General features: G+C 70.5%; 22 protein-coding genes and 1 pseudogene. 19 read left to right on the forward strand and 4 right to left on the reverse strand.

Features of this window, described 5'->3' with window-relative positions:
* Positions 1–8: 8 nt before the first annotated feature.
* The 3 genes from AC3ET3_RS09725 to AC3ET3_RS09735 all read left to right on the forward strand — a co-directional run bounded on the left by AC3ET3_RS09725 (position 9) and on the right by AC3ET3_RS09735 (position 4,425).
* Positions 9–710: an HAD family hydrolase gene (locus AC3ET3_RS09725; protein ID WP_432134555.1), complete on the forward strand. Its 702-nt coding sequence runs from the start codon at positions 9–11 to the stop codon at positions 708–710.
* A 440-nt stretch (positions 711–1,150) separates the two neighbouring features.
* On the forward strand, positions 1,151–2,761 hold the full coding sequence (locus tag AC3ET3_RS09730; RefSeq protein ID WP_432134554.1) for an ABC transporter substrate-binding protein: 1,611 nt from the start codon (positions 1,151–1,153) through the stop codon (positions 2,759–2,761).
* A gap of 86 nt (positions 2,762–2,847) precedes the next feature.
* Complete coding sequence (locus AC3ET3_RS09735; RefSeq protein WP_432134553.1) at positions 2,848–4,425, forward strand: ABC transporter substrate-binding protein; 1,578 nt, start codon at positions 2,848–2,850, stop codon at positions 4,423–4,425.
* Between the two features lie 83 nt (positions 4,426–4,508).
* On the opposite strand, the gene AC3ET3_RS09740 is transcribed toward AC3ET3_RS09735, so the two are convergent.
* Both AC3ET3_RS09740 and AC3ET3_RS09745 read right to left on the reverse strand, forming a co-directional pair.
* Positions 4,509–5,180 carry a response regulator gene (locus AC3ET3_RS09740; RefSeq protein WP_432134552.1) on the reverse strand — a complete coding sequence of 224 codons (672 nt, stop codon included), beginning with the start codon at positions 5,178–5,180 and terminating at the stop codon, positions 4,509–4,511.
* Between the two features lie 14 nt (positions 5,181–5,194).
* On the reverse strand, positions 5,195–6,280 hold the full coding sequence (locus AC3ET3_RS09745; RefSeq protein ID WP_435611977.1) for a RecB family exonuclease: 1,086 nt from the start codon (positions 6,278–6,280) through the stop codon (positions 5,195–5,197).
* A 174-nt stretch (positions 6,281–6,454) separates the two neighbouring features.
* On the opposite strand from AC3ET3_RS09745, the gene AC3ET3_RS09750 reads away from it, so the two are divergent.
* The 3 genes from AC3ET3_RS09750 to AC3ET3_RS09760 all read left to right on the forward strand — a co-directional run bounded on the left by AC3ET3_RS09750 (position 6,455) and on the right by AC3ET3_RS09760 (position 9,907).
* Positions 6,455–8,113, forward strand: a complete 1,659-nt coding sequence (locus AC3ET3_RS09750) for a site-2 protease family protein (protein WP_435611978.1) — start codon at positions 6,455–6,457, stop codon at positions 8,111–8,113.
* Positions 8,114–8,160: 47 nt separating this feature from the next.
* Positions 8,161–9,063, forward strand: coding sequence for a tRNA (adenine-N1)-methyltransferase (locus AC3ET3_RS09755; RefSeq protein WP_110627054.1), 903 nt, complete (start codon positions 8,161–8,163; stop codon positions 9,061–9,063).
* Positions 9,064–9,328: 265 nt separating this feature from the next.
* Positions 9,329–9,907, forward strand: coding sequence for a hypothetical protein (locus AC3ET3_RS09760; RefSeq protein WP_432134549.1), 579 nt, complete (start codon positions 9,329–9,331; stop codon positions 9,905–9,907).
* A gap of 87 nt (positions 9,908–9,994) precedes the next feature.
* Here the strand turns inward: AC3ET3_RS09760 and AC3ET3_RS09765 are convergent, their stop codons facing one another.
* On the reverse strand, positions 9,995–10,300 hold the full coding sequence (locus tag AC3ET3_RS09765) for a ferredoxin (protein WP_432134548.1): 306 nt from the start codon (positions 10,298–10,300) through the stop codon (positions 9,995–9,997).
* A 243-nt stretch (positions 10,301–10,543) separates the two neighbouring features.
* Here AC3ET3_RS09765 and arc point away from each other — a divergent pair, with 243 nt between their 5' ends.
* The 6 genes and pseudogenes from arc (at position 10,544) to prcA (ending at position 16,647) form a co-directional block, all read left to right on the forward strand.
* Entirely contained in the window at positions 10,544–12,310 is a 1,767-nt protein-coding gene (gene arc, locus AC3ET3_RS09770; protein ID WP_432134547.1) for a proteasome ATPase, read from the forward strand.
* Positions 12,311–12,553: 243 nt separating this feature from the next.
* On the forward strand, positions 12,554–14,065 hold the full coding sequence (gene dop / locus AC3ET3_RS09775; protein WP_432134546.1) for a depupylase/deamidase Dop: 1,512 nt from the start codon (positions 12,554–12,556) through the stop codon (positions 14,063–14,065).
* Between the two features lie 188 nt (positions 14,066–14,253).
* On the forward strand, positions 14,254–14,472 hold the full coding sequence (locus AC3ET3_RS09780) for a ubiquitin-like protein Pup (protein ID WP_011027899.1): 219 nt from the start codon (positions 14,254–14,256) through the stop codon (positions 14,470–14,472).
* A 32-nt stretch (positions 14,473–14,504) separates the two neighbouring features.
* Positions 14,505–15,039, forward strand: a pseudogene (locus AC3ET3_RS09785) (endonuclease VII domain-containing protein).
* A complete protein-coding gene (gene prcB, locus AC3ET3_RS09790) occupies positions 14,991–15,836 on the forward strand; it encodes a proteasome subunit beta (protein ID WP_432134544.1) in 846 nt (281 codons plus the stop codon). The pseudogene AC3ET3_RS09785 and the gene prcB overlap by 49 nt, the downstream one beginning before the upstream one ends.
* A gap of 58 nt (positions 15,837–15,894) precedes the next feature.
* On the forward strand, positions 15,895–16,647 hold the full coding sequence (gene prcA / locus AC3ET3_RS09795; RefSeq protein WP_435611979.1) for a proteasome subunit alpha: 753 nt from the start codon (positions 15,895–15,897) through the stop codon (positions 16,645–16,647).
* Positions 16,648–16,739: 92 nt separating this feature from the next.
* Here prcA and AC3ET3_RS09800 read toward each other — a convergent pair whose 3' ends face one another.
* Positions 16,740–17,756: a LacI family DNA-binding transcriptional regulator gene (locus tag AC3ET3_RS09800; RefSeq protein WP_432134542.1), complete on the reverse strand. Its 1,017-nt coding sequence runs from the start codon at positions 17,754–17,756 to the stop codon at positions 16,740–16,742.
* Between the two features lie 176 nt (positions 17,757–17,932).
* On the opposite strand from AC3ET3_RS09800, the gene AC3ET3_RS09805 reads away from it, so the two are divergent.
* From AC3ET3_RS09805 to AC3ET3_RS09835, 7 genes are all read left to right on the forward strand, one after another.
* A complete protein-coding gene (locus AC3ET3_RS09805) occupies positions 17,933–19,192 on the forward strand; it encodes an MFS transporter (RefSeq protein WP_435611980.1) in 1,260 nt (419 codons plus the stop codon).
* Between the two features lie 9 nt (positions 19,193–19,201).
* Positions 19,202–20,563, forward strand: a complete 1,362-nt coding sequence (gene pafA / locus AC3ET3_RS09810) for a Pup--protein ligase (protein ID WP_432134540.1) — start codon at positions 19,202–19,204, stop codon at positions 20,561–20,563.
* Between the two features lie 139 nt (positions 20,564–20,702).
* Complete coding sequence (locus tag AC3ET3_RS09815) at positions 20,703–21,707, forward strand: FKBP-type peptidyl-prolyl cis-trans isomerase (RefSeq protein ID WP_432134539.1); 1,005 nt, start codon at positions 20,703–20,705, stop codon at positions 21,705–21,707.
* A 60-nt stretch (positions 21,708–21,767) separates the two neighbouring features.
* Positions 21,768–22,139, forward strand: a complete 372-nt coding sequence (locus tag AC3ET3_RS09820) for an FKBP-type peptidyl-prolyl cis-trans isomerase (protein ID WP_432134538.1) — start codon at positions 21,768–21,770, stop codon at positions 22,137–22,139.
* A 130-nt stretch (positions 22,140–22,269) separates the two neighbouring features.
* Positions 22,270–23,364 carry a helix-turn-helix transcriptional regulator gene (locus tag AC3ET3_RS09825; protein ID WP_435611981.1) on the forward strand — a complete coding sequence of 365 codons (1,095 nt, stop codon included), beginning with the start codon at positions 22,270–22,272 and terminating at the stop codon, positions 23,362–23,364.
* Positions 23,365–23,383: 19 nt separating this feature from the next.
* Positions 23,384–24,520, forward strand: coding sequence for a helix-turn-helix transcriptional regulator (locus AC3ET3_RS09830; protein WP_432134536.1), 1,137 nt, complete (start codon positions 23,384–23,386; stop codon positions 24,518–24,520).
* Complete coding sequence (locus AC3ET3_RS09835) at positions 24,517–24,810, forward strand: hypothetical protein (protein ID WP_432134535.1); 294 nt, start codon at positions 24,517–24,519, stop codon at positions 24,808–24,810. The genes AC3ET3_RS09830 and AC3ET3_RS09835 overlap by 4 nt, the downstream gene beginning before the upstream one ends.
* Positions 24,811–24,842 lie beyond the last annotated feature (32 nt).

Here is a 24,842-nt window from a genome sequence, read left to right on the forward strand (position 1 = left end):
GTACGTGGATGACCAGCACGGTCCCCGCACTCGGAACCCGCACGGCCGAAGGCTCGGCCCTGCAGGCCGTTTTCCTCGACATGGACGGCACCCTGGTGGACACCGAGGGCTTCTGGTGGGACGTCGAAGTCGAGGTCTTCGCCGGACTCGGCCACACCCTGGACGAATCCTGGCGCCATGTCGTGGTCGGCGGCCCCATGAGCCGCAGCGCGGGCTTCCTCATCGAGGCGACCGGCGCCGACGTCACCCTCGCCGAACTCAGCGTCCTGCTCAACGAGGGCTTCGAGCACCGCATCGGACGCACCCTGCCCCTGATGCCGGGCGCCGCCCGGCTGCTCGCCGAACTCGCCGAGCACCAGATGCCCACGGCCCTGGTGTCCGCCTCGCACCGGCGCATCATCGACCGCGTGCTCACCTCGATCGGCGCCCACCACTTCACCCTCACCGTCGCCGGCGACGAGGTCTCGCGCACCAAGCCGCACCCCGACCCCTACCTGCTGGCCGCCTCCGGGCTGGGAGTGGATCCGGCCAGATGCGCCGTCATCGAGGACACCGCGACCGGCGTCGCCGCCGCCGAGGCCGCCGGCTGCCACGTGGTGGCCGTACCCTCCGTGGCGCCCATCACCCCGGCCACCCGCCGCACCGTCGTGACCTCCCTGGAACAGGTCGACGTGACATTTCTGCGCGACCTGATGACGGAAATGCGATAGGCGTTCACCCAGCGTGCACCCCCGTTAGCGAGGGACCGCATCCCCCTTAGGAGCGGAATTCGGCGCCGTCCCGCCAGGGGAATTCCCCGCGTCACCCACGGCCGAATTCCATCCCTCGCACCCCCGTCACGGAATGTGACGTTCACCACTCCCCGCAGACGCCCGGAGTGGCTGTCAGTGCCCTGTCCACCCCCGTTCGGGGGTGATCGGCGCACCCTTGTGTCCCGATTCATGGATGCCTGCACGAATCCTTCCGCTGTCGGGTTTTCGGACCGTCCGCAGCCGGTTCCACTGCGTGATGGGCACTCAACTCTCGGGCGTACGAAACCCCCTGCCGGCGCGCACTAATCTCGTCGCGAGAACATCGCACTGCCCCCGTGACCGGCCGCGCCACCCCTGCGTGCCGGATACACGGACCGACGCTCTGGAGAATCACGAGCATGAACCGCAAAACCCTGGTGCTGCCGGCCGTCCTCGGTCTGCTCGCGCCCGTACTCGCCGCCTGCGGCGGGTCCGACGGCGGCAGCGGTGGCGGCGACGCCATCGTGGTCGGCACCACCGACCGGTTCACCGCTACCGACGACGTCCCCGCACCGCTGGACCCGGCCTACGCCTACGACGTCAACACCTGGAACGTCCTGCGCCAGACCGTGCAGACCCTGATGATCCAGCCCAAGGGCGACGGCCAGCCCGTCCCCGAGGCCGCGGAAAGCTGCTCCTTCACCGACACCGGCAACGAGCGCTACGCCTGCACACTGCGGAAGGGCCTGCAGTTCTCCGACGGCGACCCCATCACCGCCGAGGACGTGAAGTTCTCCATCGACCGCACGCTCGCCATCAAGGCGGACTCCGAGGTCGCCGAACTGCTGAACACCATCGACACCGTCGAGACCAAGGGCGACCGCGAGGTCATCTTCCACCTCAACACCGCCGACGCCACCTTCCCCTACAAGCTGTCCACCCCGGTCGCGGGCATCGTCAACCCCGACGACTACGCCAAGGACAAGCTGCGCGACGGGTTCGCCGTGGACGGCTCCGGCCCCTACATGCTCAGGGCCGAGGTCGACGGCGAGGAGATGACCAAGGCGGTCTTCACCAAGAACCCCCACTACCAGGGTGCGCTGAAGGTGAACAACAGCAAGGTCGAGCTGGTCTCCTTCGCGGACGCCGGCGCCATGGGCGAGGCTCTCGACCAGGGCGACATCGACCTGATGGCGCGCACCATGACGCCCGACCAGATCCGCACCATGGTCACCGGCGCGTCCACCGACAACGACATCGACCTGGTCGACGTGCCCGGCCTCAGCATCCGCTACCTCGCCTTCGACACCGACGCGCCGACCGTCGGCACCAAGGCCGTCCGCCAGGCCATGGCCCAGGTCATCGACCGCACCAAGCTGGTCTCCAAGGTCTACGGCACCCAGGCCGAACCGCTCTACTCGCTGGTCCCCGCCTCGGTCACCGGACACTCCAACTCCTTCTTCAACAAGTACGGCGACCCCAGCGTCCGCAAGGCCAAGTCGCTGCTGAAGAAGGCGGACGTCGACACCCCGGTCAAGCTGACCCTGCACTACACCACCGACCACTACGGTTCGGGCACCAAGCAGGAGTTCGAGGAACTGCGCCGACAGCTGAACGGGACCGGCCTGTTCGACGTCACCGTCCAGGGCACCCCCTGGTCGAAGTTCGTCCCGGCCCAGCGCAAGGGCGAGTACGCCGCCTACGGCATGGGCTGGTTCCCCGACTTCCCCGACGCGGACAACTTCCTCGCACCGTTCCTCGGCAGGAACAACTTCCTGAAGTCGCCGTACGCCAACCGCGAGATCATCGACACGCTGATCCCCGAGTCCCGTCGCGAGGCCGACCGGCTGGCCGCCGAGAAGAGCCTGACGGAGATTCAGGACATCGTCGCCGAGGACGTCCCGGTCCTCCCGCTGTGGCAGGGCAAGGACTACGTCGCCGCCCGGGACACCGTCACCGGCACCGCCTACGCGTTGAATTCCTCCTCGACGCTCCAGCTCTGGGAGCTCGGCCGCGGTGTGAGCGGCTGACGCTACCTTCCGGGCCCTCGGGCCCGGCCCCCGGCGCCCGGGAGACGGCCCCGGGATCACGAGAACCGACGACAAGGCACAAGCACGTGAACATGCGCAACCAGTGGCCGGTCCTGCCGATCGTGGCGGGGCTGGCCTCCGGCCTGCTGACCGGATGCGGCACGGAGACCGGGACTTCCGGCAACGCGGGCACCCTGGTGATGGGGATGTCCGACGACGTCCTCGCCACCGACCCCGCCTCCGGGTACGACCCCGGCTCGTGGCTGTTGTTCAACAACGTCTTCCAGTCGCTGCTCAGCTTCCCCAAGGGCGGCACCGAACCGGAGCCCGACGCCGCTCGCGAGTGCTCCTTCGCGGACTCCGGCGCCACCGTCTACCGGTGCACCCTCAAGGACGGCCTCAAGTTCAGCAACGGCGACGACCTCACCTCCGAGGACGTCAAGTTCTCCTTCGATCGCATGCTGAAGATCAATGACGAGAACGGCCCCGCGATCATGTTCCCGATGCTGGACAAGGTCGAGACCCCGGACGCCAAGACCGTCGTCTTCCGCCTGAAGGTGCCCGACGCCACCTTCCCCAGCAAGATCGCCTCCGGCGCCGGCGCCATCGTCGACCACCGGGAGTACGAGGCCGACGGCCTGCGCAAGGACGGCAAGGCCGTCGGCTCCGGCCCCTACAAGCTCGACTCCTTCGGCGACGACGAGGCCGTCTTCACCGTCAACGACCACTACAAGGGCAGCGCCCAGGTGGAGAACTCCGGCGTCACCCTGAAGTTCTTCCACGGCGACCAGACCGCCCTGAAGGACGCCGTCCAGGACAACCACGTCGACATCGCCTACCGAGGCCTGACGGCCGGGGACATCGCCGACCTGGAGAAGGACGGCGGCGCTTCGGGCATCGAGGTCGTCGAGGGCAGCAGCGCCGAGGTCCAGCACCTCGTCTTCAACATGGACGACCCGGTCGCCGGCAAGCTCGGCGTCCGCAAGGCCGTCGCCCACCTCATCGACCGCGGCGCCCTCATCAAGGACGTCTACGAGGACACCGCCGAGCCCCTCTACTCGATCATCCCGGCGGGCATCGCGGGCCACAACACCGCCTTCTTCGACCGCTACGGCGACACCCCGTCGAAGGCCAAGGCCGCCGCCGCACTGGAGGACGAGGGCATCACCGAGAAGGTGAAGCTCACCCTGTGGTCCACGCCGTCCCGCTACGGCCCCGCCACCGACCAGGCGCTGAAGGCGATCGCCGCCCAGCTCAACGCCAGCGGACTGTTCGCCGCCGACGTGCAGTCCGTCGCCTACGACCAGTACGAGAAGGACATCGCCGACGGCAAGTACGGCGTGTACGTCAAGGGCTGGGTCCCGGACTACCCGGACGCGGACAACTTCACCGCACCCTTCTTCGGCGAGGGCAACGTGCTGAGCAACAACTACAGCAACCGCACCATCACCGACACGCTCATCCCGCGCACCGCCGCCCAGAGCAACCGCGCCTCCACCGACAAGGACTTCGCCGAGCTGCAGAACATCGTGGCCGAGCAACTGCCCGTGCTGCCCATCTGGCAGGCCAAGCAGTACGCCGTCGTCCGGGACGGCGTCCGCGGCCTCGAGTACTGCCTGGACGCCTCCACGGTGTTCCGCTTCTGGGAGCTCAAGAAGATCTGAGCCACGCCACCCCCGGCCGGTCCGCGGGGCGCCCACCCTCAGGGGAGGGCGCCCCGCGCCGTGCGGAGGCCGGCCGGCGGCCGCTACTGCGCCCCGGGGCGCACCAGCCCGCTCTCGTAGGCGTACACCGCCGCCTGCACCCGGTCACGCAGACCCAGCTTGGTCAGCACATGCCCCACATGCGTCTTCACGGTCGTCTCACTGACGAACAGGTCCGCGGCGATCTCGGCGTTCGACAGGCCCCGGGCCACCAGCTTCAGCACCTCGACCTCACGCTCGGTCAGCGTGTGCAGGGTGTCCGGCACGGGCTCCTCACCCGACGGCAGATGCGTGGCGTACTTGTCCAGCAGCCGGCGCGTGATGCTCGGCGCCAGCAACGCCTCCCCGGCCGCCACGACCCGGATCGCCTGCACCAGCTCATGGGCCGGCGCGTCCTTCAGCAGGAAACCGCTGGCACCGGCGCGCAGCGCCTCCACCACGTACTCGTCGAGGTCGAAGGTGGTCAGCACCAGCACCTTCGCCGGGCCGTCCCGGCCCGGGCCGGTGATCTGCCGGGTCGCCTCCACCCCGTCCATCCGCGGCATGCGGATGTCCATCAGCACCACATCGGGCTGCAGGGCCCGCACCTGGTCCAGGGCCTGGAGGCCGTCCCCGGCCTCGCCGACGACCGCGATGTCCTGCTCGGCCTCCAGGATCATCCGGAAGCCGGTGCGCAACAGCGGCTGGTCGTCGACCAGTAGGACACGGATGGCCACGTAAGTCTCCTTCGCTAGTCCGGCCCCATTCTGCCCTGCGCACCCTCCGCGGACCCGGCCGCCCTCGACGCCGGCGGATACGGCGGGGGAGTGCCGCCGAACTCCGGGCAGTGCGCCTGGTGGTCGCACCAGCCGCACAGCTTCGTCGGGCGCGGCCGCCAGTCCCCGGTCTCCGTCGCCAGCCGGATCGCGTCCCACAGCGCGAGCAACTTGCGCTCCACCTGCCGCAGGTCCGCCGGCACCGGGTCGTACGTCAGCACGTCACCGCTGCCCAGGTAGACCAGTTGCAGCCGGCGCGGGACGACCCGCTTCAGCCGCCACACGACGAGCGCGTAGAACTTCATCTGGAACAGGGCGCCCTCGGCGTACTCGGGCCGGGGCGCCTTTCCGGTCTTGTAGTCGACGATCCGGACCTCGCCGGTCGGCGCCACGTCCACCCGGTCGATGATGCCGCGCAGCGTCAGCCCCGACTCCAGCTCCGCCTCGACGAACAGCTCCCGCTCGGCCGGCTCCAGCCGCGTCGGGTCCTCCAGCGAGAACCAGCGCTCCACGAGCCGCTCCGCCTCGCTCAGCCAGGTCGCCAGCCGCTCGCCGTCCGGATCGTCGGCGAACAGCTCCCTCACCTCCGGCCGGGTCTCCCGCAGCCGGTCCCACTGCGCCGGAACCAGCGACCTGGCGCGCGGCACGGTCCGCTCGGCCGGCGGAGCGTCGAACAGCCGCTCCAGCACCGCGTGCACCAGCGTGCCCCTGGTCGCCGCCGGGCTCGGCTTCTCCGGCAGCCGGTCGATCACCCGGAACCGGTACAGCAGCGGGCACTGCATGAAGTCACTGGCACGGGAGGGGGACAGCGAGGCGGGCCGTATCGCCGGGGCACCGCCCGACGGGGAGGGCCCGGGGGAGACGGGGAGGCCGTCGGTGCCGGTGCCGGCGTCGGCGTCGGCGTCGGTGGTGGTCCCGTTGACCGCGTCGGCGCCGGCCTCGGCACCGGCCGCGGTCGCGGTGCCGACGGCGCCCGCCGAGCCGGGGTCCACCGCCGTCCCGCCGGACCCCGGCACCGTCTCCGGGGCCGGCGCGGTCATCTCCTCGCTGCTGCTCTCCATGCCACAGACCATACGGGTCGCCACTGACAGTGACCCGGCCACGGGCCACGACCGGGGCGGCGGCCGGTGAGACACGGGGGGTGCCGGGCGGAACACCGCCCGAGCGCCGCATACCATCGGTCAAAGACCCTTCCGCCCGGCAGGAGCGGGAGTTGCTTCGAACGAGGGGACACCGTGGTGGAAAGCGGCGGGAGCGGGCGGCCACGCCGGGCCGACGAACAGCCGGCGACCGGGCATCCCACAGAGCCCGCGGCTCAGCCGACCGGCACACCCGGCCAGCCCCCGGCGGACGAGCGCCCCACCCAGCAGCCGCCGGCGGACACGACGACCGGGTCCGGTCCCACCACGCCCGGACCCCGGCCGACCGAGGACCACGCCTCCGGCCCCGACGCCCCCCGTGAGCACGATCCGGACACGGCCGACTCCCCCTCCGACCCCGACACCGCAGCCGCCGACGCCCCGCGGCCCGCCGACCCACCTCACCCGCCGCCGGCCCCCGCGGACCACCCGTCACCGGACGGCCCCACCGCCCCGGGCACCGCCCCCGCCCCCGGCGACCACCAGCGCACCGGCGACCACCACCGGACCCTCGCCCACACGCCCGCACACACCCCCGCGCGCCCCCACGGCGCCGGCGACGAGGCGACGGCGGCCAGACCGCGGCCCCCGCAGCGGGCCCCCGAACCGCGCGGCGGGCTGCTCATGGGACGGCCCTTCGGCGTCCCCGTGTACGTGGCCCCCAGCTGGTTCCTCGTCGCCGCGCTGATCACCTGGGTCTTCGGCGGCCAGCTCGACCGGGTGCTGCCGGAACTCGGCGCCGCCCGCTACCTGGTCTCGCTCTTCTTCGCGGTCGCGTTCTACGCCTCCGTCCTCGTCCACGAACTCGCGCACACGATCGCCGCCCTCCGCTTCAAGCTCCCCGTCCGCCGCATCCAGCTGCAGTTCTTCGGCGGCGTCTCCGAGATCGAGAAGGAGGCCGAGACCCCGGGACGCGAGTTCGTGCTCGCCTTCGTCGGCCCCCTGTTCTCCCTCCTGCTGGCCGGCCTCTTCTACCTCGCCCTGCGCCCCGTGGAACCCGGCACCGTCCCCGGCGTACTGCTCGCCGGCCTGATGATCTCCAATCTCATCGTGGCGGTCTTCAACCTGCTCCCCGGCCTGCCCCTGGACGGCGGCCGGATGCTCCGCGCCGTCGTCTGGAAGATCACCGGCAGGCCCATGAGCGGCACCGTCGCCGCAGCCTGGGTCGGCCGCGCGCTCGCCGTCTCCGTCCTGATCGGCCTGCCGCTGCTCACCCAGTCCGGCGCCCTCGGCTCCCCGGCCGAGGACAGCGTCGGCATGGACACCGTCACCGACGCCCTGCTCGCCGCCATCCTCGCCGCGATCATCTGGACCGGCGCCGGCAACAGCCTGCGCATGGCCCGCCTGCGCGAACACCTCCCCGAACTGCGCGCCCGCAACCTCACCCGCCGCGCCGTACCGGTCGGGACCCACACCCCCCTCTCCGAGGCCCTGCGCCGCGCCAACGACGCCGGCGCACGCGCCCTGGTCGTCGTCGACGCCCAGGGCGAACCCGTCTCCCTCGTCCGCGAGGCCGCCATCGTCGGCGTACCGGAACACCGGCGGCCCTGGGTCGCCGTCAGCGGTCTCGCGGCGGACCTCACCGACGGCATGCGCGTCTCCGCCGAACTCGCGGGCGAAGACCTCCTGGACGCCCTGCGCGCCACCCCCGCCACCGAGTACCTGGTCGTCGAGGAGACCGGCGAGATCTACGGCGTCCTGTCCGCCGCCGACGTCGAGCGGGCCTTCGTCAAGGCCATGGCCCGCCCCAGCTGACCCCGCGCGTGGTCGGCCACCCCCGCAAACCCCGGTACTCTGGTCACATGTCCGAACCGACCGGTGCCGCCCGCAGGCGCGGGCCCTTCAAGGTCGGGGACCAGGTACAGCTGACCGACCCCAAGGGCCGCCACTACACGTTCACGCTCGAGGCCGGGAAGAACTTCCACACCCACAAGGGTTCCTTCCCGCACGACGAACTGATCGGCGCTCCCGAGGGCAGCGTTGTCCGCACCACCGGGAACGTCGCCTACCTCGCGCTGCGCCCCCTGCTCCCCGACTACGTCCTGTCCATGCCCCGCGGGGCAGCCGTCGTCTACCCGAAGGACGCGGGGCAGATCCTCGCCTTCGCCGACATCTTCCCCGGCGCCCGCGTCGTCGAGGCCGGCGTCGGCTCCGGCTCGCTCAGCAGCTTCCTGCTGCGCGCCATCGGCGACCAGGGCATGCTGCACTCCTACGAGCGCCGCGAGGACTTCGCCGACATCGCCCGGCAGAACGTCGAGCGCTACTTCGGCGGCCCCCACCCCGCCTGGCAGCTCACCGTCGGCGACCTCCAGGACAACCTCTCCGACACCGACGTCGACCGCGTCATCCTCGACATGCTCGCCCCCTGGGAGTGCCTGGAGGCCGTCTCCAAGGCGCTCGTCCCCGGCGGCATCGTGTGCTGCTACGTCGCCACCACCACCCAGCTCGCCCGGACCGTGGAGTCCATCCGCGAGATCGGCTGCTTCAACGAGCCGACCGCCTGGGAGACCATGATCCGCAACTGGCACATCGAGGGCCTGGCCGTCCGCCCCGACCACCGGATGATCGGCCACACCGGCTTCCTCCTCACCGCCCGCCGCCTCGCCGACGGAGTCGAGCCGCCCATGCGCCGGCGCCGCCCCGCCAAGGGCGCCTACGGCGAGGACTACTCCGGCCCCAACGCCGACGGTGGCATGGGCCGCTGACGCGCCCCCACCCACCGCACACCACGGCAACGACACGACGCCGTGGCCGAGTTCCCGGACCCCCGCGGAACTCGGCCACGGCGTCGAAGCGTTGACCGCCCGCCCGCGCAGCCGCGGCACACCGCCCGACGCCGCACCGGGCACCCGACCGAACCCCCGCGTTCCCGGCCCGACCTGGCACCCCCGGCGTTCCCACGACCTGTGACGTGTGGCACCATGCTGGCCACCCCCACCACCGGCACCGCCCTCACAGGAGACACGCCTAGTGCAGCACTCCGTCGTCCCGGAACTGGCGCACACCCACGCCCGGCCCATCCACTGGGTCGCGACCGCGGCCGCGGTCGCCGGCGTGGTGGCCCTCTCCTCGGTCCTGCAGCCCGACCCCGCCCGCGCCGCCCAGTCGAACGCCCCGCACACCAAGTCGGCGCCCGCCCCCGCCGCCGCCCCCGCCACCACCGGAGTCGACTTCCCCGTCGAGTGCGGCCCGGTCCAGGCCCTGGTGATGCGCACCGCCTCCGGCGACCTCGACGGCGACGGCCGCCCCGAGACGGTCGCCGTCGTCCACTGCGACGCACCCATGGGCACCCCACCCGACGGCGTGTACGTGCTCACCCGGGGGGACGGCGCCGTCCACGCGCGCGTGGTCGCCACCCTCGTGGACCCCGGGGACCGCTCCACCGTCACGGAACTCTCCGTCACCGACGGAGCCGTCCGGGCCACCCTCCTCGGCTACTCGTCGGCCGACGTGCCCAGTTGCTGCCCGGACACCGAGGACACCGTCCAGTGGCGGTGGCAGCACGGCACGTTCGTCCGCTCGACCCCCGCGGGCACCCACGCCGTCTGAAGCTCGGCGAATGCGGTGAACGGCGAATGTGACGAACGAGACAGGGTGTGAGAAATCAGACAAGCGTCACCGAGCGTGCCCGTCCCGTCACCCGGCGTCGGGGCCGTACACCTCGACCCTGTCCGAAACCCGCCGCACATGGATGCAGTCGCCCGGACACTCCCGCGCCGAGTCCACCACGTCCGTCAGCAGCGGCAGCGGCACCGGCGTCGTCGCCCCCCTGTCCTGCAGAAGCTCGTCGTCGGCGCCCTTCACGTACGCCAGACCGTCGATGTCCAGCTCGAACACCTCCGGCGCGTACTGGGCGCAGATACCGTCACCGGTACAGAGATCCTGATCGATCCAGACCTCCAGCGCCTCACCGCCGGCCCCGGTCTCCTGCTGCACGCTCATGTCTCCTGCCGTTTACGGTCGAGCCCCACGGGAACGAAGCAGGCTCTGACGGGTGTTGAACACTTCGACCCTACCCTCGGCCGCTTCCCCACCATGTTCGGTGGGTATTCCCCTGGCGTGAGGGAGAGCGCAAGGGTGAAGATCGGACACACCCCGACAGTCTTTGTGATCTAGGGGTTTCAATCGACACCCACCCAGGTAGGGTCTGGAAGCGTCCAGCTCCCCTTGGAGGAGGTGAGGACCGTGGCAGCCCACGACGACGACATGAACCGCGGCATCCGCCCGGGACGCGGGTCCGACGACCCGGCCGGGCAGATCGCCTATCTCGAGCAGGAGATCGCCGTCCTGCGACGCAAGCTCGCCGACTCTCCGCGACACACGAGGATTCTCGAAGAGCGGATCGTCGAGCTGCAGACCAACCTGGCCGGCGTGTCCGCCCAGAACGAGCGACTCGCCAACACGCTCCGCGAGGCCCGCGACCAGATCGTGGCCCTCAAGGAGGAAGTCGACCGGCTCGCCCAGCCACCGGCCGGCTTCGGTGTCTTCCTGCAGGCGAACGAGGACGGCACCGCCGACATCTTCACCGGCGGCCGCAAACTGCGGGTGAACGTCAGCCCCAGCGTCGACCTCGACGACCTGCGCCGCGGCCAGGAAGTCATGCTCAACGAAGCGCTCAACGTGGTCGAAGCCATGAAGTTCGAGCGCGTCGGGGACATCGTCACCCTCAAGGAGATCCTCGAGGACGGCGAGCGAGCCCTGGTACTCGGGCACACCGACGAGGAACGGGTGGTCCGGCTCGCCGAGCCCCTGCTCGACGTCACCATCCGCGCCGGCGACGCCCTGCTGCTCGAACCCCGCTCCGGCTACGTCTACGAGGTCGTCCCCAAGAGCGAGGTCGAGGAACTCGTCCTCGAAGAGGTGCCCGACATCGGCTACGAGCAGATCGGCGGTCTGGGCAACCAGATCGAGATGATCCGCGACGCCGTCGAGCTCCCCTACCTCTACCCCGACCTGTTCAAGGAGCACGAACTGCGCCCGCCCAAGGGCGTCCTGCTCTACGGTCCCCCCGGATGCGGCAAGACGCTCATCGCCAAGGCGGTCGCCAACTCGCTGGCCAAGAAGGTCGCCGAGGTCACCGGCCAGGCCGCCGGCAAGAGCTTCTTCCTCAACATCAAGGGGCCCGAGCTCCTCAACAAGTACGTCGGCGAAACCGAGCGCCAGATCCGCCTGGTCTTCCAGCGAGCCCGCGAGAAGGCCAGCGAGGGCACCCCCGTGATCGTCTTCTTCGACGAGATGGAGTCCCTCTTCCGCACCCGAGGCTCCGGCGTCAGCTCGGACGTGGAGAACACCATCGTCCCCCAGCTGCTCGCCGAGATCGACGGTGTCGAGGGCCTGCAGAACGTGGTCGTGATCGGCGCCTCCAACCGCGAGGACATGATCGACCCCGCGATCCTGCGCCCCGGCCGCCTCGACGTCAAGATCAAGATCGAGCGCCCGGACGCCGAGGCCGCCAAGGACATCTTCGGCAAGTACCTCACCGAGCGCCTCCCGCTCCACTCCGACGACGTCGCCGAGCACGCCGGCGACAAGGGATCCACGGTCCAGGGCATGATCCAGACCGCAGTGGAACAGATGTACGCCGAATCCGAGGAGAACCGCTTCCTGGAGGTCACCTACGCCAACGGCGACAAGGAAGTCCTCTACTTCAAGGACTTCAATTCCGGCGCCATGATCGAGAACATCGTGGGCCGCGCCAAGAAAATGGCGATCAAGGACTTCCTGGAGAAGAACCAGAAGGGCCTCCGCGTCTCCCACCTCCTCCAGGCATGCGTGGACGAGTTCAAGGAGAACGAGGACCTGCCCAACACCACCAACCCGGACGACTGGGCCCGGATCTCCGGAAAGAAGGGCGAGCGGATCGTCTACATCCGCACCCTGATCACCGGAAAGCAGGGCGCGGACACCGGACGCTCCATCGACACGGTGGCCAATACCGGACAGTACCTGTAGGACACGGGCGGCTGCGGGTGCCCTCAGCGGGTACCCGCAGCCGACTGTTTTTCCGGCCACGACCGGACCAAGGGCGACCGACGCAATGACGCAAATGATCTCCCCACCAGCGCAAAGGCGTTCTAGGCTCTTTCGTACCGCCGGGTCGCGCAGTGCGGGGACGGGCACCGCACTGCCGCTCGAGCACGAGCGGTACGTGAGCGGCGCCCACGACCGAGGGTGCCGCCGGGCAAGGAGGGCCGCATGACCGTACGGCGAGTAATGGGCATCGAGACGGAGTACGGGATCTCCGTCCCCGGCCACCCCAACGCCAATGCCATGCTCACCTCGTCCCAGATCGTCAACGCCTACGCGGCGGCGATGCACCGGGCCCGCCGGGCCCGCTGGGACTTCGAGGAGGAGAACCCGCTACGGGACGCCCGGGGCTTCGACCTGGCCCGAGAGGCCGCCGACGCCAGTCAGCTCACCGACGAGGACATCGGCCTCGCCAACGTCATCCTGACCAACGGGGCACGCCTCTACGTCGACCACGCACACCCCGAGTACAGCGCCCCGGAGGTCACCAACCCCCGCGACGCCGTCCTCTGGGACAAGGCCGGCGAGCGGATCATGGCCGAGGCCGCCGAGCGGGCCGCCGCGCTCCCGGGCGCCCAGCCCATCCACCTCTACAAGAACAACACCGACAACAAGGGCGCCTCCTACGGCACGCACGAGAACTATTTGATGAAGCGGGAGACCGCCTTCTCGGACATCGTGCGCCACCTGACGCCCTTCTTCGTCTCCCGCCAGGTCTTCGCGGGCGCCGGTCGCGTCGGCATCGGGCAGGACGGCCACGAACACGGCTTCCAGCTCAGCCAGCGCGCCGACTACTTCGAGGTCGAGGTCGGCCTGGAGACCACCCTCAAACGGCCGATCATCAACACCCGCGACGAACCCCACGCCGACGCGGAGAAGTACCGCCGCCTGCACGTGATCATCGGCGACGCCAACCTGTCGGAGATCTCCACCTACCTCAAGCTGGGCACGACCTCCCTGGTCCTGGCCATGATCGAGGACGGCTTCATCGCCGTCGACCTGGCCGTGGAACAGCCCGTGCGCACCCTGCACCAGGTCTCCCACGACCCCTCCCTCAAGCGCCTGGTCACCCTCCGCAGCGGCCGCACACTCACCGCGGTGCAACTGCAGATGGAGTACTTCGAGCTCTCCCGCAAGTACGTGGAGGAGCGCTACGGAGCCGACGCCGACGACCAGACCAAGGACGTCCTGGCGCGCTGGGAGGACACCCTGACCCGCCTGGAGAACGACCCCATGAGCCTCGCCGGCGAACTCGACTGGGTCGCCAAACGAGAGCTCATGGAGGGCTACCGGCGCCGCGACGAACTCGACTGGGACGCCGCGCGCCTGCACCTCGTAGACCTCCAGTACGCCGACGTACGGCCGGAGAAGGGCCTGTACAACCGGCTCGCCGCACGCGGCAGGATGAAGCGCCTGCTGGACGAGGAGGACGTCGAGCGGGCCAAGACCACGCCGCCCGAGGACACCCGCGCCTACTTCCGGGGCCGCTGCCTGGAGCAGTACGCCGACGACGTGGCCGCGGCCTCCTGGGACTCCGTGATCTTCGACCTCCCCGGCCGCGACTCGCTCCAGCGCGTTCCAACCCTCGAACCGCTTCGCGGAACGCGAAATCACGTCAAAGCGCTCCTCGACCGGTGCCGTACGGCAGAAGACCTGGTCAGGGTGCTGTCGGGAGGCTGAACGGGTACGCGGCCGGTCCGGGCGCGCAGGGTGGAAACCCTCGTGCCCGGGAATCATGGAGAGGAACCCCACGCGTTGCAGCAACCGTGGGGCCGATGTCAGACCGGGCTTGTAGGGTCTGATCATCACCGATCGGCAGGAAAGCCGACCTGTCGACCATGTCGGGCTAACTGAGCGGGGTGAGGGTTATGGCGACCAAGGACACCGGCGGCGGCCAGCAGAAGGCGACGCGCTCCACCGAGGAGGTCGAGGAGCAGGCGCAGGACGCGCAGGCTTCGGAGGACCTCAAGGAGCGGCAGGAGAAGCTGAGCGACGACGTGGACTCCGTCCTGGACGAGATCGATGACGTCTTGGAGGAGAACGCCGAGGACTTCGTTCGAAGTTTCGTTCAAAAAGGCGGCGAGTAGCCTTCGAATGGAAGGTAACGGGGGCGCTTGAGTTGGCAAGCGAAGAAGGCCTGAAGTGCTGTGTGCGGTGTGGTGAGTACAAGCCGCGCGCAGCCTTCCACCGCAGGCGGTCCAATCTGGATGGTCTGCAGCAACACTGCCGGGATTGCGCGTCGGACTATCACCGGAAGCGTCACTCTCAAGTGCGGCGAGGTCAGGCCGTGGAGCGAGTGGCACCGCAACGCGACCGCCTCGGACGGGCTGTCGACGCGCTGCAAGGCCTGCCGAGCCGCAGAGGGCCGAGCGGGCCACTTGGAGCGTCAGTACGGCCTCACCGAAGCCCAGCGCGACGAGATGGTCGCCGCTCAGAAGGGGCTCTGTGTGATCTGTCTGAGAGCCCCGGCCGTTCATGTGGATCACTGCCACGAGACGGGTAGGGTCCGTGGCGTAATGTGCTTCAACTGCAATTCGGCCATCGGCAAGTTGGGGGACGACCCCGACGCCGCCCGCCGGGCCGCCGCATACTTGGAAGGAATCGCGTGGAAGCCAACACTCGTAGCACCGGGCGTCTACCAGCTGCCTTCCTGACGCCTGGGTCCTCGTCCTTCATGGACTTCCTGTCGGAGCACCAGCCGGAGCTGCTGCCCGGCAACCGGCAGCTGCCGCCCACGCAGGGGGTGATCGAGGCGCCGCACGGGACGACGATCGTGGCGGTGACCTTCCCGGGGGGCGTCGTCCTGGCCGGTGACCGGCGGGCGACCATGGGGAACGTGATCGCGCAGCGGGACATCGAGAAGGTGTTCCCCGCCGATGAGTACTCCGCCGTCGGTATCGCCGGAACCGCCGGCCTGGCCGTCGAGATGGTCAAGCTGTTCCAGCTGGAGCTGGAGCACTTCGAGAAGGTCGAGGGCGCCCAGCTGTCCCTGGAGGGCAAGGCGAACCGTCTGTCGACCATGATCCGGTCCAACCTGGGCATGGCGATGCAGGGCCTGGCCGTCGTGCCGCTGTTCGCCGGGTACGACGTGGACCGCGCCAAGGGGCGGATCTTCTCGTACGACGTGACGGGCGGCCGGTCGGAGGAGCATGGCTACGCGGCCACCGGCTCGGGTTCGATCTTCGCCCGGGGCGCCATGAAGAAGCTGTTCCGCGGCGACCTGAGCGAGTCCGAGGCCACCACGCTCGTGGTGCAGGCGCTGTACGACGCGGCCGACGACGACTCGGCGACCGGTGGTCCCGACGTCGCGCGCCGGATCTACCCGATCGTCACCGTGATCACCGAGGACGGTTTCCGCCGGCTCACCGAAGAGGAGGCCTCCGAGATCGCCCGCTCGGTGCTGGAGCGCCGGCTGGAGCAGCCGGACGGTCCGCGGGCCGCCCTGCTGTAGCCGGCCGCCCCTGTTGCAAGGTGATCCAGTGACTTCCACAGAAAGGGACGGATAACCGGTGTCGACGCCGTTCTATGTCTCACCCCAGCAGGCGATGGCCGACCGCGCGGAGTACGCGCGCAAGGGCATCGCCCGTGGCCGCAGCCTGGTCGTGCTGCAGTACGCCGACGGCATCGTGTTCGTCGGCGAGAACCCGTCCCGCGCGCTGCACAAGTTCAGCGAGATCTACGACCGGATCGGCTTCGCCGCCGCCGGCAAGTACAACGAGTACGAGAACCTCCGCATCGGCGGTGTCCGCTACGCCGACCTGCGTGGTTACACCTATGACCGCGACGATGTCACGGCTCGCGGCCTGGCCAACGTGTACGCCCAGACGCTGGGCACGATCTTCTCCTCGGCGGCGGAGAAGCCGTACGAGGTGGAGCTGGTGGTGGCCGAGGTGGGGGAGACCCCGGAGGGCGACCAGATCTACCGGCTGCCGCACGACGGTTCGATCGTCGACGAGCACGGCTCGGTGGCGGTCGGTGGCAACGCCGAGCAGATCAGCGGCTATCTGGACCAGCGGCACCGGGACGGCATGACATTGGCCGAGGCCCTGAAGCTGGCGGTGCAGGCACTCTCGCGCGACACCAACGGCACGCAGCGGGAGATCCCCGCCGAGCGCCTGGAGGTGGCGGTGCTGGACCGCACGCGGCCGCAGAAGCGCAAGTTCAAGCGGATCGTCGGCGCGCGGCTGTCGCGGCTGCTGGAGTCCGGCGGCGCGGCGTCCGAGGCGGAGGATTCCGAGGAGGAGGGCTCCGGGGAGGACTGAGGCCGGCCGGAGGGGGCGCCGCCGCCCGACCGTTTCCGTCCGCTTCCATCCGTCGTGCCCCGGCCGTCTCTGCGGCTGGGGCACGAAGCGTCTCAGGAGGCTCTGGGCGCCCCGGTGGAGCCTCGGACGACCAGGTCGACGGGGATGTCCCCGGCGTCCGGCGTACGGCCGTCCAGGACCGCCAGGAGGGCGTGCATGCCGCGTTCCCCGAACAGCTCGGCGTCCAGGCGGACGGTGGTCAGTTCGGGGTCGAGGGCGGCGGCCAGAGCGATGTCGTCGACCCCGGTCACGGAGATGTCGTCGGGGATGCGCAGTCCGCGTCGGCGTACGGCCTTGTAGACGCCCGCGGCCAGCTTGTCGTCGTCGCAGACGACCGCGGTGGGCAGGGGGCCGGTGGTGGTGAGGGCGGCCTCCGCGGCGGACAAGGCGCCGTCGATGCTCATCGGGGTGCGGGCGGTGCGCAGTGTGGTGCCCGGGACCGCGGCGAGGCGGGCGGCGAGTTCCCGCGCGCGCACCTCGAAGGTCCAGGAGGGGATGTCGGCCGCCACGTGGAGGAAGCGGCGGTGGCCGAGGTCCAGCAGGTGTTCGGCGGTCCGGCGGACGCCGTCGGTGATGTCGAGGTTGACGGTGGCCGCGCCGAGGCTGCCGGCGGGATCGCTGTCGAGCATGACCAGGGGGAGCTGGTCGCCGCGGATGGCGGTGAGGGCGTCGGCGGCCATGGAGGAGGCGATGACGCCGTCGAGGGCGGCCGGGGCGGAGGCGAAGGGGTCGCGGGCGGGGCCGATGCCCTCGGGTGAGGGGTAGAGGACGACGCCGAAGCCGTGGTCGGCGGCGACACGGGCGGCGCCGGTGTAGACGCCGGCGAAGAACTCTGTGGTCAGCGCGGGTACCACCAGCAGGACGGTGCGGGTGCGGCCCAGGCGCAGGTTGCGCGCGGCCAGGTTCGGCCGGTAGCCGAGTTCCCGGGCGGCTTCGCGCACGCGTTCCGCGGTGGTCCGGGAGACCCGGCCGCGCCACTTGTCGCCGAGGACCAGGGAGACGGCGGCCTGGGAGACTCCGGCGGCCTGTGCGACATCACGGCTGGTGGGGCGGGTGCTGCCTGGTGGCACCGGGGGCCTGCTCTTTCGTGTGGGTCGCGGGTGTCCTGGTGGTGCGCGGAGAAGGGATGCACCGGACGGCGCGCGTCTGGACTGGTGAACAGCGGCCATGGTACGTATGACGGTGGACGTTATACGTAAAACTCCGGGGTGGGCGAGAGCCCCGGCGAGCCGATGGAGGCAAGGCCATGGCCGCTGGCTACCTGGAGATCCTCAAGGCGCCGCACGCGGCACGGCTGCTCACCGGCACTCTGGTGGGCCGACTGCCGAACGCCACGGCCGCCATCGCGATCGTGCTCTTCGTGCGCGCGGAGGGCGGCAGCTACAGCCTCGCCGGAGCGCTCGCGGCGGTGTACGGCGTCGCCAACGCCGTCGGGCAGCCGTTGCTCGGGCGACTGGTCGATCTGCGCGGCCAGCCGCGCGTCCAACTGCCCGCCGCGCTGGCCTCGGCGCTCGCGATGGCCGTCTTCGCGTTCACGGGGCCGCAGCCGCTGCTCGTCGCCCATGCGGCCGTCGCGGCCGCCGGCCTGTTCACGCCCCCGCTGGAGGGCGGTCTGCGGGCGTTGTGGCCGTCCGTGCTGCGCCGCGAGGACCAGGTGCACACGGCGTACGCCATGGACGCGGTGGCCCAGGAGGTGATGTTCACCGTCGGCCCGCTGCTGGTGACGCTGTGTGTGTCGCTGTGGTCGGCGCAGGCCGCGCTGCTGGTGCTCAACGCGCTCGGCGTGCTCGGCGCGCTGACCGTGGTGGTGTCGCCTCCGTCGCGCGCGTGGCGCTCCGCCCCGCGCGAGGCGCACTGGCTCGGCGCGCTGCGCTCACCGGGCCTGCTCGCGCTGCTCGGCGCCTTCCTGTTCGTGGGCATGGCGCTCGGTTCGATCACGGTCGCCTCCGTGCCGTACGCGGACGACCACGGCGGGGACGCGGTCTACGGCTGGCTGATGGCGGCCCTCGGCCTGGGCGCGCTGGCCGGCGGGCTGGTGTACGGGGCGCGGTCCTGGCCGGGGGTGCCGGAGCGGCGACTGCGGTTCCTGGTGGCCTTCCTGGCGGTGTGTTACGTGCCGCTGACGCTGATGCCGGGCGCGCCGGCCATGGTGGCGCTGACCGCGCTCGCCGGCGTGTTCCTCGCGCCGGCCATCGCCTGCGCGTTCGTCATCGTGGACCGGCACGCGCCGGCCGGCACGGTCACCGAGGCGTTCTCCTGGCTGGTGACGACCTTCACGGTCGGCGCGTCGGTGGGGACGGGGCTGACGGGGCCGGTCGTGGAGGCGGGCGGGGCGCAGTGGGGTTTCGCGGTTCCGAGTGTCGCGGGCGGCGTGTCGCTGCTGGTTCTGCTGGCCACGGGGCGGGTAATGGCAGCGCCCGTCGCACACACGGTTGTTGCGTCTTCATCGGAAAATGATCCAAACCGAGCCGTCGAACCCCGTTTCAGTTCCGGGGATCGGGCGTAATGTTCACTCATGGACCGCCGCATTTTCGGGCTGGAGAACGAGTACGGCGTCACGTGCACGTTCAGGGGACAGCGCCGTCTGTCGCCTGACGAGGTGGCGCGGTACCTCTTCCGCCGTGTCGTGTCATGGGGCCGCAGCAGCAATGTGTTTCTGCGGAACGGAGCCCGTCTCTATCTGGACGTCGGCTCGCACCCGGAATACGCGACACCCGAATGTGACAACGTGATCGAACTGGTCACCCACGACAAGGCCGGCGAGCGCATTCTCGAAGGGCTCCTGGTCGACGCGGAACGCCGCCTGCACGAGGAGGGGATCGCGGGCGACGTCTACCTTTTCAAGAACAACACCGACTCGGCGGGCAACTCCTACGGCTGCCACGAGAACTACCTGGTGGCCCGGCACGGGGAGTTCTCACGGCTCGCGGACATCCTGATCCCGTTCCTGGTGACACGGCAGCTGCTGTGCGGTGCGGGCAAGGTGCTGCAGACGCCGCGCGGGGCCGTCTACTGCGTCAGCCAGCGGGCCGAGCACATCTGGGAGGGCGTCTCCTCGGCGACGACCCGCTCGCGCCCCATCATCAACACCCGCGACGAGCCGCACGCGGACGCCGAGCGCTACCGGCGGCTGCACGTCATCGTCGGTGACTCCAACATGTCCGAGACGACCATGCTGCTCAAGGTCGGCGCGACCGACCTGGTGCTGCGCATGATCGAGGCGGGCACGGTGATGCGCGACCTCACCCTGGAGAACCCGATCCGCGCGATCCGCGAGGTCAGCCACGACATCACCGGGCGGCGCAAGGTGCGGCTGGCGAGCGGCCGCGAGGCCTCCGCGCTGGAGGTGCAGCGCGAGTACTACGAGAAGGCCGTGGACTTCTGCGAGCGCCGCGGCATCCGCACCGGCACCGTCGAGCGGGTGCTGGAGCTGTGGGGCCGCACTCTGGACGCGATCGAGACGGAGGACCTGGACCGCGTCGGCACCGAGATCGACTGGGTGATCAAGTACAAGCTGCTCGAGCGCTACCGCGCCAAGCACAACATGACCATGTCGCATCCGCGGGTGGCGCAGATAGACCTCGCCTACCACGACATCCACCGGCGTCGTGGCCTGTACTACCTGCTGGAGAAGAAGGGGCAAGCGGCCCGGGTCTGCGACGACTTGAAGATCTTCGAGGGCAAGTCCGTGCCGCCGCAGACCACTCGGGCCCGGCTGCGCGGCGACTTCATCCGCAGGGCCCAGGAACAGCGCCGCGACTTCACCGTCGACTGGGTCCACCTCAAACTGAATGACCAGGCACAGCGGACCGTGTTGTGCAAGGACCCGTTCCGTTCGGTGGACGACCGGGTGGAGAAGCTCATCGCGGGCATGTGAGACCAGCCGTTCGGCGGAACGGGCACCGAGTCCCGGAACGCAACACGGGCGCCGTACGTTCTCCGTACGGCGCCCTTCTCACGCCGTAGAGTTGCGCGCACTCCCATCTGCAAGATCGACCGATTACGAGGCCCCCACCGTGCGCCGACGCTCCCTCCTCCTCGCTGCCGTTCCCGTAGGACTGGCCACGCTCGCCGGATGCGGTGACGAGAAGTCCGACTCCGGCACGGGGAGCGAGAGCGCGTCGCCCTCCGCTGCGGCGACGTCGGCGGCGCCCTCACCGAAGATCGTCGACGGGCCGCTGCCGGCGGTCACGGCGGGCACGAAGTTCGACGAGAAGCCGACGGTCGCCAAGGGCAGCGGGCAGCCGTCCGATCAGCTCGCGGTGAAGACCCTGATCGCGGGCGGCGGCCGCACGATCGCCGAGAAGGACTTCGTCGTCGCGAACTACCTCGGTCAGATCTGGGACAGCGGCAAGGTCTTCGACAACTCCTACGACCGCGACGCCCGCCTGGCGATCCAGCTGGCCGAGGGCAGCATCATCGACGGCTGGCGGTACGCGCTGGCGGGGAAGAAGGCGGGCAGCCGCGTCGAGATGGCGGTCCCGCCGACCTGGGGCTACGGCCCCACCGGCAACGAGCAGGCGGGCATCAAGGGCACCGACACGCTGGTGTTCGTGGTCGACGTGAAGGACACGTTCCCCACCAACAGCTCGGCCAAGGGCGAGAAGGTGGCCCAGGACGACCCCCAGCTGCCCAAGGCCGGCACCAACACCGACGGCAAGGCGCCGTCCATCGAGATCCCCAAGACCGACCCGCCGAAGAAGCTGGTGGCGACGTACGTCCTGGAGGGTGACGGCGAGGAGCTGACCGCCGACAGCAGCGCCCTGGTGCAGTACAAGGGCGTGGTCTGGGACACCGGCAAGGAGTTCGACTCCAGCTACGCCCGCGACACGCTGGCCTCGTTCGGGCTCGGTGAGGTCGTCAAGGGATGGGCACAGGGCCTGACCGGCAAGAAGGTCGGCAGCCGGGTCCTCATCGTGATCCCGCCGGAGCTCGGGTACGGAGACAACCCGCCGAGCGGCAGCGGTATCGAGAAGGACTCCACGATGGTGTTCACCGTGGACATCCTCGCGAAGCTGTGACGGGGCCGGGATGCAAGACTGTGCGTGTTGCCTTTCCGACAACAAGCAGGAGCTAGACACGTGAGCATCGACAAGCCCGAGATCGACTTCCCCGGCGGCCAGCCTCCGGCGGACCTCGAGATCAAGGACATCTGGGAGGGCGACGGCGAGGTGGCGAAGGCGGGCCAGACCGTCACCGTCCACTACGTGGGTGTCGCTTTCAGCACGGGCGAGGAGTTCGACGCCAGCTGGAACCGCGGTACTCCGTTCCGCTTCCCGCTCGGTGGCGGCCGCGTCATCAAGGGCTGGGACCAGGGTGTGCAGGGCATGAAGGTCGGCGGCCGCCGCCAGCTGACCATCCCGGCGCACCTCGCCTACGGCAACCAGAGCCCCACCCCGGCGATCAAGCCGGGTGAGACCCTGATCTTCGTGGTCGACCTGCTCGGCGTCTGAGCTGTAGCCGACCGGAGTCGATCATCTGGGGTCCATGCCTGTCCGGGCATGGGCCCTCGGCTTTTGCCGCGTGACTTCGGGACGGTACGGTCATCGTTCGTAAGCACCATAGGGAAGGCGAAGGGCGTCGATGGCCATTGCCAAGGCCGAGCGGCTGATGAACCTGGCGCTGTGCCTGCTCGGGACGCGCCGGCCTCTCAGCAAGCGGGAGCTGCGCGAATCCATCGAGGCATACGTCGAGGCCTTCGGGCCGGGGAGAGGCGCGGCCTTCGGGCCGGGGAGAGGCGCGGCCTTCGGGCCGGGGAGAGGCGCGGCCTTCGGGCCGGGCAGAGGTGCCGCCTCCGGGCCCGGAAAGGGTGCGGCCTCCGGGTCCGACCGTGGGGTTTCCGGGGACGACTCCTTCAACCGCATGTTCGAGCGGGACAAGGACGATCTGCGCGAGCTCGGCCTGGTCATCGAGACGGTGGAGAGCATCGACGGTGAGGTCGGCTATCTCGCCCGCCGGGACAGCAACCGCCTTCCGCCGATCACCCTGGACGCCGAGGAGGCCGCCGCCCTGGGCCTGGCCGCCAAGGTGTGGCAGCAGGCCCGGCTCGCCGGGGCCGCCTCCGGTGCCCTGCAGAAGCTGCGCGCCGCCGGTCTGCCCGAGGACGTCGACCCGTACGGCGCGCACGGTGCGCTGGAGCCGCGGATTCCCGTGCACGAGGTGGCGTTCGAACCGCTGATGCTCGCCTGCCGGGACCGTCGGCCGGTCGTCTTCGACTACCGCAAGGCCAACGCCGCGCACCCGGAGCCCCGGCACGTAGAGCCGTGGGCCCTGGAGTGCTGGCGGGGCCACTGGTATCTGGCGGGCTTCGACCGTGACCGTGGCGCCGAGCGGGTGTTCCGGCTGTCCCGGATCACCGGCAAGGTCCGCTCGCGCGGCGGCCGCTTCACCGTGCCGGTCCCCGATGTCGTCACCGTCCGTGAGACCGTGGCGAGCTGGGCGGGCGAGACCGCGGACCGCAGCGCGCGGATCCGGCTGCGCGCCGGTGCCGGTTACCCCCTTCGGGCGAAAGCCACCGTCGTCCGGGAACTCGGCGACGGCTGGGACGAGTTGGACATCCCGTACGGACACGGGCTGGATGCCTGGCTGGTGGAGTTCGGGCCGGACGTGGTGGTCCTGGAGCCCGCGGAGTTGCGGGCGGACGTCGTGGACCGGCTGAGTGCCGTGGCCAACGGCTGAGGGGGAGCGGAGCGAGACAGTGGCAGGCAAACCGGTCAGGCCGGCGAACGCGATCGACCAGACGCGGCGGATGCTGTCCCTGGTGACGTACCTCAGGGAGCGGCCCGGCGCACGGATCGAGGATGTCGCGCGCGCTTTCGGGATCACCGAGGACGAGCTGGTCTCGGACCTCGACGTGCTGCCCATGTGCGGCACCAGTTTCCGTGGCGGTGATCTGCTCGACATCGACACCGACGGTGAGCGCATCTGGTGGCACAACCCGGCCGCGCTGGGGGCGGAGGCCGCCGAGCCGCTGAGGCTGGCCGCCGACGAGGCGACCGCGTTGCTGGTGGCGGCGCGGGCGGTGGCCACGCTGCCGGGGCTGCGCGAGAGCGACCGGCAGGCCCTGCTGCGCGCCACCGCGAAGGTGGAGACGGCGGCCGGCGAGGCGGCGGGCGCCAGTTCCCGGCTGTCGGTGACCTTCGAGTCGGAGGGCGGCGTCTTCGCCGATGTCGACCGCGCCATCTCCGAGCGGCGGCGCCTGTGGATCCGCTACTACTCGCCCGCCCGGGACGAGGTCACCGAGCGCGAGATCGACCCCATCCGCCTGGTCAGCGTCGGGCACACCTATGTGGAGGCCTGGTGCCGCCGCTCCGAGGCGCGCCGTACCTTCCGGCTGGACCGGGTCGCCGAGATCAAGATCCTCGACGAGCCGTCCGCCCCGCCGGAGGTGGAGCTGCGGGACCTGTCGGAGGGCCTGGTGCAGCCGGCCGCCGAGGACCCGGAGGTCGTCGTGGAGGTGGGGCCCGGTGGCCGGTGGGTCGCCGAGTACTACCCCCACGACAGCGCCGAGGAGCTGCCGGACGGCGGGCTGCGGATCAGCCTGCGCACACCCGACCCGGCCTCGCTCAGACGGCTGGCGCTGCGGCTCGGCCGCGACGGGCGGATCGTCGCCCCGCGCGAGCTCGCCGAAAGCGCCCGCCGGGCGGCCCGCGAGGCGCTCGCCGCCTACGACGGCACGTCGGCGCGGCCGTCGCTGGGCAGCAGCGGCGGCGGCCCCGCGTTCGACCCGGCCGGCACCGGGACGACCGCGGACGCGGGGACGGGGCCCGGTACGGCGCCGGCTTCGCCGGCCGGGCCGGTCGGACGGTTCGAGGGACAGGAGCTGGGGTTGTGAGCGAGTCGGCGAGGTCCGGTGGGCGGGGTATCTCGGTGGCCTCCGCGTTCGCGGGGATGCGCAGTGTGGCCCCGGTGGTGTTCCGTGCCGGCTGCCCGGACTGCCGGGGCCGCTTCGAGCTCGCGGCGAGTGCGCTGCGGCTGGCCATCGGTGCCACGAGCCGTACCACCTTCTACTCCTTCACCTGCCCGGAGTGCGGCGTGGCCGTGCGCAAGCCGGCGGGGGAGCGGATCGTGGAGCTGCTCACGCGGGGCGGCGTGCGGACCCTGCGGCTGCGGTCCACCGTCTGAGCCGGGCCGGCACGAGGGCCTGCGGCGCAGGG

The organism is Streptomyces sp. bgisy159, assembly GCF_057707805.1.